11 protein-coding genes are annotated in these 12326 nt (G+C 53.0%); 2 read left to right on the top strand and 9 right to left on the bottom strand.

Annotation, left to right across the window (positions count from 1 at the left end; genetic code table 11):
- Positions 1 to 136: 136 nt before the first annotated feature.
- A complete protein-coding gene (locus QW71_RS33895; RefSeq protein WP_039309853.1) occupies positions 137 to 844 on the bottom strand; it encodes a DNA alkylation repair protein in 708 nt (235 codons plus the stop codon).
- A 107-nt stretch (positions 845 to 951) separates the two neighbouring features.
- Complete coding sequence (locus QW71_RS33890) at positions 952 to 1857, bottom strand: transcriptional regulator (RefSeq protein WP_039309851.1); 906 nt, start codon at positions 1855 to 1857, stop codon at positions 952 to 954.
- 166 nt (positions 1858 to 2023) lie between these two features.
- On the opposite strand from QW71_RS33890, the gene QW71_RS33885 reads away from it, so the two are divergent.
- The gene (locus QW71_RS33885; RefSeq protein ID WP_039309849.1) at positions 2024 to 3514 is read left to right on the top strand and encodes a glycoside hydrolase family 43 protein; all 1491 of its coding nucleotides are present in this window, start codon (positions 2024 to 2026) and stop codon (positions 3512 to 3514) included.
- A gap of 157 nt (positions 3515 to 3671) precedes the next feature.
- Here QW71_RS33885 and QW71_RS33880 read toward each other — a convergent pair whose 3' ends face one another.
- From QW71_RS33880 to mobB, 3 genes are read right to left on the bottom strand one after another with little or no spacing between them, the layout of a single operon-like run.
- Positions 3672 to 4157 (bottom strand): molybdenum cofactor biosynthesis protein MoaE, encoded by a 486-nt coding sequence (locus QW71_RS33880; protein ID WP_039309848.1) that lies wholly within the window; start codon positions 4155 to 4157, stop codon positions 3672 to 3674.
- A gap of 4 nt (positions 4158 to 4161) precedes the next feature.
- On the bottom strand, positions 4162 to 4776 hold the full coding sequence (locus tag QW71_RS33875) for a molybdenum cofactor guanylyltransferase (protein WP_052770522.1): 615 nt from the start codon (positions 4774 to 4776) through the stop codon (positions 4162 to 4164).
- A 37-nt stretch (positions 4777 to 4813) separates the two neighbouring features.
- Positions 4814 to 5368, bottom strand: coding sequence for a molybdopterin-guanine dinucleotide biosynthesis protein B (mobB, locus tag QW71_RS33870; protein ID WP_235441625.1), 555 nt, complete (start codon positions 5366 to 5368; stop codon positions 4814 to 4816).
- A gap of 167 nt (positions 5369 to 5535) precedes the next feature.
- On the opposite strand from mobB, the gene QW71_RS33865 reads away from it, so the two are divergent.
- A complete protein-coding gene (locus tag QW71_RS33865) occupies positions 5536 to 6249 on the top strand; it encodes a YwiC-like family protein (protein WP_039309846.1) in 714 nt (237 codons plus the stop codon).
- An 89-nt stretch (positions 6250 to 6338) separates the two neighbouring features.
- Here the strand turns inward: QW71_RS33865 and ilvB are convergent, their stop codons facing one another.
- From ilvB to QW71_RS33845, 4 genes are all read right to left on the bottom strand, one after another.
- Entirely contained in the window at positions 6339 to 8015 is a 1677-nt protein-coding gene (gene ilvB, locus QW71_RS33860) for a biosynthetic-type acetolactate synthase large subunit (RefSeq protein ID WP_039309845.1), read from the bottom strand.
- Between the two features lie 84 nt (positions 8016 to 8099).
- The gene (gene moaA / locus QW71_RS33855; protein WP_039309844.1) at positions 8100 to 9116 is read right to left on the bottom strand and encodes a GTP 3',8-cyclase MoaA; all 1017 of its coding nucleotides are present in this window, start codon (positions 9114 to 9116) and stop codon (positions 8100 to 8102) included.
- A gap of 24 nt (positions 9117 to 9140) precedes the next feature.
- Complete coding sequence (gene glp / locus QW71_RS33850) at positions 9141 to 10391, bottom strand: gephyrin-like molybdotransferase Glp (RefSeq protein WP_039309842.1); 1251 nt, start codon at positions 10389 to 10391, stop codon at positions 9141 to 9143.
- Between the two features lie 94 nt (positions 10392 to 10485).
- Complete coding sequence (locus QW71_RS33845; protein WP_039309840.1) at positions 10486 to 11976, bottom strand: nitrate/nitrite transporter; 1491 nt, start codon at positions 11974 to 11976, stop codon at positions 10486 to 10488.
- Positions 11977 to 12326: the final 350 nt, after the last annotated feature.

Below are 12326 nucleotides of genomic sequence, written 5' to 3'. Positions count from 1 at the left end.
TTGGCCAAGTCTTGCTATTCAGCCAACTGAATTATGAAATTGACTCTTTCGTACAACAATTAACGATAATTGCCCGAATCGTGAAGGAAATGTTGTATTATGGGCAGGATTTTGGCAAATTCAGCGGATATCCGATTTAACATCTGACATGTCTGCGCTTGAAACCGATCTGACCTTTGCCCGCGGCCTTCTGAATAGTGTCGTAAGCGTTGAGGAATTTGCTCTTGGGTTTGTCCTTATTGATCTCTACCGGCCCCACCTTCTCCGCAGTCTCAAGTGCCAGATCATGAAGCGGCGAAAATGATATGCCCACGGTGTATAAGAAGTTGTTCATCGAGATTCTGGTGCGCTCCGGTGCGTCATGAATCGTCCTGCTCACCAGCTCCAGCATTCCCGCCAGCTTGCTCTCAGAGAATTCCTTATCCGGTTGGCTTCCCAGCAGCCAGCAGTAACAGCTCCAGCCCGCCGACATTCTCAGGTCCTCGCCGCCCGCGATCCATTTATCGGCAACCTGCTGGGCAATATCCGCCTCCGCCAGAGTTACGGCCACCACGAAATCAGACAGCATGTAGAAATAAGCCCCGTCCATCCACCGGTCATAATCGGCTTCCGTCATCCCGTTAGGGTCGGCAATGATCCCGGCAAAATACATCGCGTCATAATTCCCCGTCGCATATAGCTCTTCAGCCAGCGGCTGATTGATTTTGGTTTTTTTGAAGATCGGCTTCATCGCCCCGGTAGCTACACCAAACAGCGGTTCCTGCGCGCCATTCGAGCTGTATATTTTCTTGGTTCGTTCCTTGCCGAGTTCTTCCAGCTCCTGCATGACCATTTCTGCGTTCATTATATAACACTCCCTTTATCCGAAGTATTCTCTTCAATGTGATCCCTTAAGCCTCACCGGCTTCACCGGTTACTGAAAGTGTACTGTACTGCCCGTTCTGCCGCAACCTACCGGAGATACACCCGAACCACAATATCCTGATCATGATTGCCGAAGCCCGCTCCATACAGTGTCAATCCGCCTACATGTTCTGCCTGCTCGTCCACCGTGAACCGAAGCGTCCAGAACGGCTCCTGCAGCTTCACCTCCTGAATGGTCACCTCCGACATCTGCACTCCATCTATAAAAGTACCCGAAGCGTCGATGCGGATCGTCTTGAGCAGCCCGTACTGATTCACATTCCGGTGCCACCATTCCGGTGTGTATCTGCCGCGTGCCGCTCTGCCGAAATCCGCCGGACTCGTCCAGGCTCCAAGGAACACACCGTTAAACGTGAAGCCGATATCCGACGGCCATTCGTCCCTTAAGCCAGGCGCTTCCGAAGCCAGCTCCATGGAAATTTCAAGGAAGTCCGCCGTCTGGCCGGCAGCCAGATAGTTGGGCATTTTATACTCCACGTATCCTCTGCCAAACCATAGAATCGCAGCATTAACCCTCTCGGGATCCAGAAAATAACGCGGATCATCCCACACCCCGATCTCCATCTCATGTGTACCCAGCCCGCAGGTTGGATGAACTTCAAACGCCGTATAATGACCCACAGAAATACTCTGCTCGAGCATCTTCGCATCCCGGCGGGCAGACGGCAGCTGGATATCAATGCTTGCTGCTTTGAGGAAGCACAGCTTATGCGTCCCCCCGTTCAGCCGGACCCTGCGGCTCCCGGTCAGCCCCGCTTGTTCGAGCTTCCGGATGTGCAGGGTAACGATGGACGGGCTGAGCGCAAGCTTATCCGCGATATCCTTCACATTCATTTCACGCTCGGCAATGAGGCTCATAATTCTCCACCTGACTTCACTGGCCAGCGCCTCGTATAAAGGCATGTACTCCGGTTTCCCGTCCGCTTTTATCATCATGATTATCTCCTGATCACTGAATTCATATTTCTATTAATTTAACCGATTTAAATCCCGCAGACAAGCTTAATCTATTGCTATGAATCTCAAGTTGGTGTTTAATTTCCTTAGAAGTGATCATATTGAATTTATATATATATGAATTCATAGAAGAGGTGTATGTATGAAATACAACAATCCGGTCATCAAAGGCTTCTACCCTGACCCCAGTGTATGTAAAGCGGACGGCATCTATTATATGGTCTGCAGCTCCTTTCAGTATTTCCCTGGAGTGCCTATCTTCGAGAGCACAGACCTGCTTAACTGGAAGCAAATCGGCCATTGCCTGACCCGCGGGAGCCAGATTCAGCTGGGTACGGTGAGCAGCTCCGGCGGCGTGTTCGCCCCTACGATCCGGCACAATAACGGCCGGTTCTACATGGTGACTACCAATGACACGACCCGCCAGAACTTCTATGTCTGGACGGACGATATTTACGGCGAATGGTCGGAACCGGTCTATGTCGATCAGGGCGGAATCGATCCGGATTTGTATTTTGAAGACGGCAAAACTTTGTTCATGAGCAACGGGTTTGACGATAATAACAACCCGGGTGTGATTCAGTGTGAGATTGACATTGAAACGGGCAGCAAGCTGTCGCCGAGCCAGTCTATCTGGCAGGGAACGGGCGGACGTTATCTGGAAAGCCCTCATCTCTATAAAATCAATGGCTACTACTACCTGCTCGCCGCTGAAGGAGGTACCGAATATGGTCATATGGCGACTTATGCGCGGGGGACTTCCCCTTCCGGTCCGTTCGAGGCCTATGCGAATAATCCTGTCCTGACCAACCGCAACCTGGGCGGCTATGAGCTGCAGGGTGTCGGACACAGCGATCTGATCCAGGATGAGCTGGGGAACTGGTGGCTCCTGCATCTGGGATTCCGGCAAACCGGACGCTGGCTCACTTACCACCATCTGGGCCGGGAAGTGTTCCTGACTCCGGTAACCTTCGGCGAAGACGGCTGGTTCACAGCCGGGCATAACGGAACGGTGCTTCTGAGCTTCGAGACGGACCGCATTCCGGACACGGTGGTTCAGCAGGAGAAGAAAAGCTATACTTTTGCGAATACGGACTGGAATCTGGACTGGGCTTATCTCCGCCATCCGGCCACAGAGAATTATCTGCTGGGACAAGACAAGCTTACGTTACAAGGCACAGAAGTAACGCTGGATGTTCCGGCATCCCCGACCTTTATCGGTCTGCGCCAACGGGATTTCGACGCGGTGATTTCCTGCAACATAACGCTCACAGGCGGAGAAGCCGGCATCACGCTCTATATGGACGAGAATCATCATTATGATCTGGCAATCCGCAAGGAGGAATCGGGGTACCGGGTGATCGAACGCCTCAATATTGGAGATGTCAAATCCATCCAGCATGAAGTGGATCTGGGCAGTGGCAATCAGGCCACGCTGTTGATCAAATCCGGTAAGGAGCAATACAGCTTCTTCATTAGCAGTGAACACGGTGAAATCCCCCTCGGGTCGGCCCAAACCAGATACCTCTCTTCCGAGGTTGCCGGAGGATTCACGGGTGTCCTGATCGGACTGTATGCATGCGGGGAAGGTTCATCGGCGGAGTTCACGGAGTTTAAGTGCGAGTATGTGTAACAAGCAGAAGCAGAGCCTGCGGGTATCCGCGCTCTATCTCTGCACCGCTTTGTGTATATCCGGAATACCCAAAAACAGGGAGCCCCGTTACGGGAGCTCCCTTAATGCATTCAGATCAGCGATCCGATAGTTCATCGGATCGCGAATTGCGGCTTCTTTACTTCCTGTCTTCCACAGGAATATCCGGCAAGAGGGGCCGCCCTTCCGGATAAGCACATTGATTCAGCTGGTCGCCAATCCATACTTTGCCGTCTTCGCCCGTTTCTTTTTTCCAGATCGGTACAATCTGTTTAATCCGGTCTATCACATATTCATTCGCTTCGTAAGCAGCCTTACGGTGCGGAGAAGATACAGCGATCACCACAGCGATATCCATAATTTCAAGCTTTCCTACCCGATGTGTCACAGCAGCCCTGGTATCCGGCCAGCGTTCTCTGACCTCCTGCCCGATGCGTTCCAATTGCGTGAGCGCCATAAGCGGATATGCTTCATATTCAAGATATAATGTCCGCTTACCCTGCGTGAGTTCCCTTACCGTACCTATGAATAAAGTGACCGCTCCCGCTTCTCTCCGCAGAACTTTATCAGATACCGCCTGCGGCTGAATCGGGTTGTCTGTAATTTCGAATAATGAACTGCCCAAGTGATCACTCCCTTTCCATATCTGCGTGCAGCAAGTCCTTATACTGCTCAGGTGTATCAATATCTGCAGTGAAATCCTCATGTATACCCGCACCAGCTAGATCGTCCTTGTCTACCCCTAACCAGTGCATGGAATCTAATAATCCGGATAGCCGGTATTGCCGTGTATCCAGTCTTTCAATAATATCCGCCAGGATCCGGTGCGGCCGGTATACCCCATGGAGCATCTGATGTTTGCCATTCATCAGGGGAAGAACAGCCTCATAGTCCTCTTCCATGAGCCGGGTAAGCATCCACGAAGCGGCGGGAGCGGAAATCTTAGGGATATCACAGCCCACAACCCAGGCATATTCCGTCTCCACTCCGGCAAAAGCAGCATGAAACCCGCTCATCGGTCCATGCCCCGCACAGATGTCCGGAATATACCGGATACCTCCTTGGGGAGGGTAGTCCATGTACGGAGAAGCATCGTTCGTAACAACAATAATTTTAGAGCAGACGGTTCGCATTTCCTTCAGCTGTCTATCCACGAAACGCTCCCCTTGATAGGTCAAGAGCGCTTTATTCTGGCCCTTCATCCGGGAATTCTGTCCGCCTGCCAGTATGACTCCAGTCAGCAAATTAAGCACCTCCCGTAAGTATTCCCGCTCCATTTGATTAGAGAAGTGACAAAGCCAGAGAAAGAACTTCTTCATCAATAAGCGCTTGATCCTGCAGAGGCAGTACAGGGATAGTATTCGGGCTGACCGGAGAGGCTGCACCGTGTTCAACCGCGTCCTCCTCCCAGCTCAGCCATAGGCATATATTCGCAGTCTGGTTTCGCAGCAGGCTCATCTCATCTGCATTGCGGATCAATGCGATTTTGGGATAATCCGCAGACTTGAAGCCTTCTGCAACCAGCAGATCAACCTTACCATACATAGACGCTGCGATGTCCTCCAATGAAGTTTCGGACTTCCGCATGATTCTTGTAGCCTCTGACGAGGTCAGTACAGCTTCAACTGCACCGTGCAGCAGATGCTTGCTGCTGTCTGTGCCCGGATCATCCAATTGAAAGTGGTGAGCATCATGTTTGGCAGACCCGACACGCAGCCCACGGGCGGATAAGGCGCGGATTAAGCGGCAGGCCAGGGTTGTTTTTCCGCTATTCTTATAACCGACAATTTGCAGTACAGGAACCGGTCCCCGTACTGCTGCATGATGAGATTCCATAGTCACGTTGCAGCCTCTCCTTCGTCATAATAACGTTCAGTGATAACCCTGGGAGCAGCGCATATCTTGTGCTTCAAATCACCCGCGTCCCCCATCAAAAAAAGTATAGTTAAGGAGTCTGGCTCCTCACATGCCATGATAGTTCAGGGTAGGAGGTCATGTTTAGTATGAAGAAATATATCCCTAACCAGCACGGCGCCTGGGCGATGCTCGTTCTGCCCTTTCTGTTCGGGGTAGCCGCATCCCGGGGGCAGCTTATACATATTCCGCTGTTTGTCTGCTGGCTGCTGATCTATTTGTTCAGTTTCCCTTTGCTGCAGGGGGTGAAGACAAGGAAATTCAAGCGTTATGCCCAGCCCTTGAAGTTGTATGGCATTCTGCTGCTCCCTTTGATCATCTATCTGGTGGCAGCTGAACCTGTACTGTTATGGTTTGTTCTGCCGCTCGTGCCTTTGTTCGCTGTGAATCTCTATTATGCCAGAACCAAAAATGAACGTGCCCTGCTCAATGACATCTCGGCCATAGTGGCCTTTTGCCTGATCATCTATCCGGTCTTCTATGTCGGTCAGGGCGGGAGCTGGCAGACTGCGACCGAGCTGTTCGTGCTGGCCGTGCTGTACTTCACAGGAACCGCATTATATGTCAAAACCGTCATCCGTGAACGGAACAATATCCGCTTCTATTACGGCTCGGTGCTCTACCATCTGCTGGTTGCAGCAGCCGGACTGTTCCTGTTTCCGTCTCTGCTGGTTCCGCTGCTTATCCTGCTCCTGCGGGCGGCCATCCTGCCTAAGACGGGCATCACTGCCAAACGTACCGGAATCATCGAGATCGGCTTCTCCGTTATGTTATATGTGTCTGTGCTTGTGCTCTACTTCTAGTGTATAAAATAACCCCAAACGTATAAAATCAGGAAGCTCTTCTGCCGGTAATCACGGTAGAGGAGCTTCCTTTTTGCTTATAGGCTATTTTATTCCACAATCATATCCTGATTGCTCGATCCCGGCGGCACAATGGGATATACATTGCTCTCCTCGGTAATATCGAACTCCATAACAACAAGCCCCTCCGTATGCAGCGCAAGTTCAATAATCTGCTCCGCTTCAGCAAGCGTGCGTGCCCGGAACCCGTGGGCGCCGAAGGACTCCGCCAAGGCGACAAAATCCGGCGAGCTGATCCGCACCGAGGAATACCGCCGGCCCAGAAACAGCTGCTGCCACTGTCTTACCATCCCCAGATACCCGTTCTTAAAGATAGCCACCTTGACGTTCAGCCCATGATCAACAGCCGTCATAATCTCCTGCATATTCATCTGAAAGCTTCCGTCGCCTGTAATACAAACCACATGACGGTCAGGAAAAGCAACAGCGGCGCCGATTGCAGCAGGCAAGCCGTACCCCATGGTGCCCAGCCCGCCGGAGGTCAGGAACGACCGTGCTTCCGAGAACTCGTAATGCGTAGCCGTCCATATCTGATGCTGGCCGACATCTGTGGCTATAATCGCATCGCCCGCTGTAGCCTTTTGAATACATCCGATAACTTCCTGGGGAGTCATCTTGGCATCCTGGCCCTTGCTCGATTTCACCGGACGCTTCAGCCAGGCCATGATCTGCTGATCCCAGGCGGAATGCTCCGCTGCCTGTACTTGTCCCCGTAATCCGCTAAGGAAATCTGCACAAGAACCGGTGACCGCAAGATCTATGGGAATGTTCTTGTTCAGCTCGGAGGTATCCAGATCTACTTGAATTTTATAGGAACCCGGCGAGAACGCCTTCCGGTTGCCCGTTACCCGGTCACTGAACCGCACACCGAGACATAGCACAACGTCAGCACCCTGGAGCGCACGGTTGGCAGCAACTGTTCCATGCATCCCGACCATGCCCAGATGCAGGGAGTGTCCGGACGGGAAAGCTCCGAGGCCCATCAGCGTGCTGGCTACAGGAAGTCCCAGCTGCTCGGCGAATTCCTTCAGGAGTGCCGGGGTCTCCCCTTGAATACAGCCTCCGCCAATAAGCACAAGCGGCCGCTGCGCACGGTTCATCCGCTCTGCCGCCAGCTGAATATCCGCAGGATCTATGAAATAATCGGTCTGGTACCCCCGGATAACTGGCGGGGAGGACTGGCCGGAGGAGTCATTGTCTGCAGTGAACTCCGCATTCATGACATTCTTCGGCAGATCGATCAGAACCGGACCGGGCCGCCCTGTTGTGGCCACATGGAACGCCTCATGTATAATTCTTGGAAGCTCCTTGATCTCCCTTACGATATAATTGTGTTTCGTAACCGGCATCGTCATCCCGTAAATATCCACTTCCTGAAAGCTGTCCAGACCAATAAGCTCGGTGGATACCTGGCCGGTGAGGACAATTAACGGAACCGAATCCATGAAGGCGGTAGCAATTCCGGTGACGGCATTGGTTGCTCCAGGACCGCTGGTAACGAGCGCTACCCCCGGGCGTCCCGTCGCTCTTGCGTATCCGTCCGCCGCATGGACCGCAGCCTGCTCGTGTCTGACCAGCACATGCTGAATCCGGTCACAATCATAGAGCGCGTCATATAAAGGCAATACGGCACCGCCGGGGTAGCCGAACAGGGTCTCAATCTTTTTCTCGATCAGCATCTCAATCAGCAGCTGTGCTCCGTTCATAAGTTCAGTTCGTCTCCCGTCATATACAATGTAGTTTCAGGCTGCATTCCTGCCCGCTCAACCGCTGAATAATGCGTTCTGTGCTTAACCTCCAATATAGGACATACCGATCTTGGTTCTGTTCCCAGCGGTCTGTTCTGTCCGCTCATCGGAATAGCGGTCAACCCGCTTCTCCCAGACGTCTCTAATGGCAGCCAGCAGATGTTGATCATCCGCGCCGCTGCGGAGCATTGCCCTGAGATCAAGGCCCTCCGATGCGAACAGGCAGGTATACAGCTTGCCGTCGGAAGACAGCCGGGCCCGCGTGCAGGAGGAGCAGAAGGATTCGGATACGGAAGTGATAAAGCCGATCTGCGCCTGACTGCCTTTGTAGCCATAACGCTGCGCAACCTCGCCGAAATAATGGTGCTCCAGGGCTTCCAGCACAAAAGTACCTTGGAGGCGCTCCAGAATTTCTTTTTTGGTAACGACCTTCTCATAGCTCCAGCCGTTGTCGTTGCCGGCATCCATGAATTCGATGAAGCGAAGCGTTATATTTCTATCCTTGAAGTAGGCCGCCATCGGCACAATCTCCGATTCGTTCACCCCTCTTTGTACCACCATGTTTACTTTGACCTCAAAGCCGGCTGCTATGGCATAATCAATATGTCGTAAAATCGCTCCAGGCTTGTAACCCCGCCCGTTCATTCTGCCGAACAGCTCAGGCTCCAGAGCATCCAGGCTGACATTCAGCCTGCGGAGTCCCGCAGCATAGAGCGGCATTGCCTGCCCGCCCAGCAGTACCCCGTTCGTCGTCAGCCCCATATCTTCGACACCACTTATAGCGCGGATTCCGGCAACAAGCTCGGGCAGGCTCCGCCGCATGAGCGGCTCGCCTCCGGTAAGCCTGATTTTGCTTACGCCAAGGGAGACGAAGAGCTTCGTCAGCCGGAGAATTTCTGCAAAGGTAAGCAGCCCGCTTGCCGGGAGGAAGGCATAATCCTCTCCGAACACTTCCTTCGGCATGCAGTAGGAACAGCGGAAATTACACCGGTCCGTTACCGAAATCCGCAAATCATGGATCGGCCGCCGCAGCTGGTCCTGCAATGGATGAGCAGTCATATGTCTATCTCCCTTCCGGTAAGCTTACAGCACCCATTCGTCCGTACCTTCCTCAACGCCGAGGAGCAATACATCAACAGGATCCCCTGCAGCATAACCTCTTGTCCCGCCCGGCAGCACAATCAGCGAATTCCCGCGTGCGATGGAAGATACCGCATTCGATTTATTGAAGCCGGCGGGACGCACCGAGGTCCGGTCATGAACAGCCCGGATAAACCGGGTGAACGGATTGGCCTTCGGGAAATCCTCTGCCAGTACGGCTGTCGTACGCGGCAGATAGACTTTATCTGCCCCCATCATCGTGAGCAGGGCGGGCCTGACAAACAGCTCGAAGCCTGTGAAGCACGCCGACGGGTTGCCGGACAATCCGAACAAGCACTTCTCCCCGGCAACCGCGACTGTAGTCACGCTGCCCGGACGCATCGCCACCTTGTTGAACAGCACATCGGCCCCGAGGCGCTTGTATATTTCCGGCAAGTAGTCATAGTCGCCGACGGATACGCCGCCTGTGGTGATCAGGCAGTCTGTTTCTGTCATCGCCTGCCGGACCGTCAGCAGGCATTCTTCCAGCTGGTCCGCTGCCGTATCGTACATCCGGTAAGGGATACCCATCCGGGCGAGCTGGGCAGCGATCATCGGCCCGTTGCTGTTGCGGATTCTACCGGGTACGAGCGGAGCCGTCACCTCCAGCAGTTCGGTTCCCGTTGACAATATGCCTACAACCGGCCGCTTGCCGACCCGCACCTCCCCGTACCCGAAGGTAGCCAGCAGCGCCACAGTTCCGGGATGAATGAAGCTGCCTGCCGGAACGATCCTTTCTCCTGACCGCATATCTTCACCCTGCAGGGACAGATTCTCCTGCGGCGCAAAGGCTTTGCGGATGGTAAACGTCCGGCCCGCTTCCGAGGCCTGTTCGAACATGACTACCGCATCGGCACCCGCCGGCAGCGCGGCTCCCGTCATCAGACGTACGGCTTCGAATGCCCCAAGCGTAACCTGAGATATCTCCCCTGCGCCGATATGATCCACAACCGTGAAGCTGATCCGGCTGTTGCCGGAAGCACCGGCTGAATCTGCCGAAGCAATTGCATATCCGTCATAGGGTGACCGCGTAAAATGCGGAACATCATGGGTTGCCGTCAGCGGCTCCGCCAGGATGCGTCCATAGCTTTCGGCAAGCGGCACTCTTTCTGTACCTGTGCGGCACACTCTTTCGGTTACCCGGAATACAGCTTCCGCCACGGTAACCGGATTTCTGGTCTTTTCCACCTTCATCTGCTCCTAACTTGATGCCGGACCCAGTAGAACCGGCTATGCCGTCCTGTATAGAAAGGGATTGGCTGCAGAGGTTCAACGCCACTTCATCCGGTTATTTCTGCGTAATATCGCTGAATGTGCCTACATACCGGACATCCTCGCCGGTGTCATCCTTCACAGCGCTGATGTTCAGCCACTGCAGATACTCTTCCCCGTTCTTGCGCCTGTTCCAGATCTCCCCCTGCCACATCCCCTTGTCCCTGACCTCCCCCCACATAACGCGGTAGAATTCTTTGGATTGGCGGCCTGACTTGAGAATGCTGGGCTGTCTGCCAAGAACCTCATCTTCCGTATAGCCGGTGAGCTTCGTGAAGGCCGGATTGACGGTCTTAATCAAACCGGAAACATCGGTAACCAGAATCCCCTGTCCGGTAGAATTGAATACTTCAGAGGTAAGCGCAAGCCGGTCCTGGAAATAGAGCCACACGACCAGCACCAGACTGGCCAGCGCCACCTGGGAGAGCAGCATGAACCCGATGGAGTATTGCCCGGTCACCGAATAAATCACCGACAGCATTATCGGAGGGAAAAAGCCGCCCAGGCCGCCCATCATCGATACAATTCCGTTCGCGACACCCGCCTGTTTATTGAAGTACAGCGGGACTAATTTGAAAATGACTCCGTTACCGATTCCTGCACTGAACGCAATCGCAAGGCATCCGGCTGTATATAATCCCATGTCTGGCATAAAGGCCAGGATAATAGCTGCAATTGTATAGATACTGAATGTGCCGGTGAGCAGGAACAGCGGCTGGAACTTGTCGGCAAGCCAGCCGCCTACCGGACGGAAGAAGGTCGCAACGGCAATGAAGCCGGCTGTGCGCATCCCGGCATCCACCTTTTCCAGACCGAAATTCGATACCAGAAAGTTAGGCAGATAAATCGTGAAGGCCACAAAGGAGCCAAAGGTAATGAAATAGAACAAGGAGAACAGCCAGAGCTTCTCATTTTTGGATACGCCTTTGATTTGTTCAATAATCGGTGTTTTGAGCTTAGGCTCATGACGGTCCCCGAAGAAGAAATTCAAGGCGATGAACACCAGCAGCAGAATCAGATACATTTTCACCGCAGGGGCCCAGCCTATCTGTGCCGCCACCATCGGAGCCGAGAAGGTTGTGACCGCCGTGCCGATATTCCCGATCCCGTAGATCCCGTTGACCAGACCATGCTTATCTTTGGGAAAATATTTCGGCAGAGAGGTCACCCCTACCGAGAATACGGCCCCGCCGATTCCAAGGAACAGGCCTCCGATAATTAAGTGAGTAACCGTGGACGCTTCACTGATGAAGTAGACCGGAAACAACAGCAGGATAAAGCTGGACATAAAAATAATGCGTGCTCCCAGAATGTTCGCATAATAGCCCAAAGGAATTCTTAGAATCGAGCCAAGCACCACCGGAATCGCTGTGACCATCGCAAGTCTTCCCGGAGGGATGCTGATGTCCTCGGAAATAAAGGGCATCAGGGAAGAGATGATCACCCACACCATGAATCCGGTAATCAAGTTTAAGGTTTGTAGCGGCAATTGCACTTTTTTAATCATTCGACTCACCTTTTCGCCGTTTATTCTCTTGATTATTCGTATGAATACTTCCTGTACTCATTGTATCCGCCGGTCCCCCGGCTCAGATATAGGGGAGTCCCCTTTCCCTGACAGGGGAAACCCTAAAAAAAATAGCCCCGCACAGCGGGGCATTGCTCCAGACCTTATTCACTCCTGCAACTCCTGCCACAAACGAAACATTTCACAATTTCTCTTATCCCTTACTTCGGGCTTCGGCCTCTGTTACATTAGTTGGAAAAACGCATCTTAATTTTATTATTCCGGATCATGTAAAGGAATTAGTTATGATGAACGAAAGGCAGCCCCTGTTCGCACACCTTAGGTTAAAA

It is taken from the genome of Paenibacillus sp. IHB B 3415 (genome assembly GCF_000802655.2).
Taxonomy (GTDB): Bacteria; Bacillota; Bacilli; order Paenibacillales; family Paenibacillaceae; genus Paenibacillus_AQ; species Paenibacillus_AQ phytohabitans.
The sequence above is the reverse complement of the archived record's forward strand: the minus strand, read 5'-3'. Positions and strand labels throughout refer to the sequence as shown.

What these genes read in the sequence shown, in the direction of transcription:
- QW71_RS33845 (WP_039309840.1), bottom strand. Translation starts at nt 11,976, where the DNA reads ATGATTAAAAAAGTGCAATTGCCGCTACAAACCTTAAACTTGATTACC.
- moaA (WP_039309844.1), bottom strand. Translation starts at nt 9,116, where the DNA reads ATGACTGCTCATCCATTGCAGGACCAGCTGCGGCGGCCGATCCATGAT.
- QW71_RS33865 (WP_039309846.1), top strand. Translation starts at nt 5,536, where the DNA reads ATGAAGAAATATATCCCTAACCAGCACGGCGCCTGGGCGATGCTCGTT.
- glp (WP_039309842.1), bottom strand. Translation starts at nt 10,391, where the DNA reads ATGAAGGTGGAAAAGACCAGAAATCCGGTTACCGTGGCGGAAGCTGTA.
- mobB (WP_235441625.1), bottom strand. Translation starts at nt 5,368, where the DNA reads ATGGAATCTCATCATGCAGCAGTACGGGGACCGGTTCCTGTACTGCAA.
- ilvB (WP_039309845.1), bottom strand. Translation starts at nt 8,015, where the DNA reads ATGAACGGAGCACAGCTGCTGATTGAGATGCTGATCGAGAAAAAGATT.
- QW71_RS33885 (WP_039309849.1), top strand. Translation starts at nt 2,024, where the DNA reads ATGAAATACAACAATCCGGTCATCAAAGGCTTCTACCCTGACCCCAGT.
- QW71_RS33895 (WP_039309853.1), bottom strand. Translation starts at nt 844, where the DNA reads ATGAACGCAGAAATGGTCATGCAGGAGCTGGAAGAACTCGGCAAGGAA.
- QW71_RS33890 (WP_039309851.1), bottom strand. Translation starts at nt 1,857, where the DNA reads ATGATAAAAGCGGACGGGAAACCGGAGTACATGCCTTTATACGAGGCG.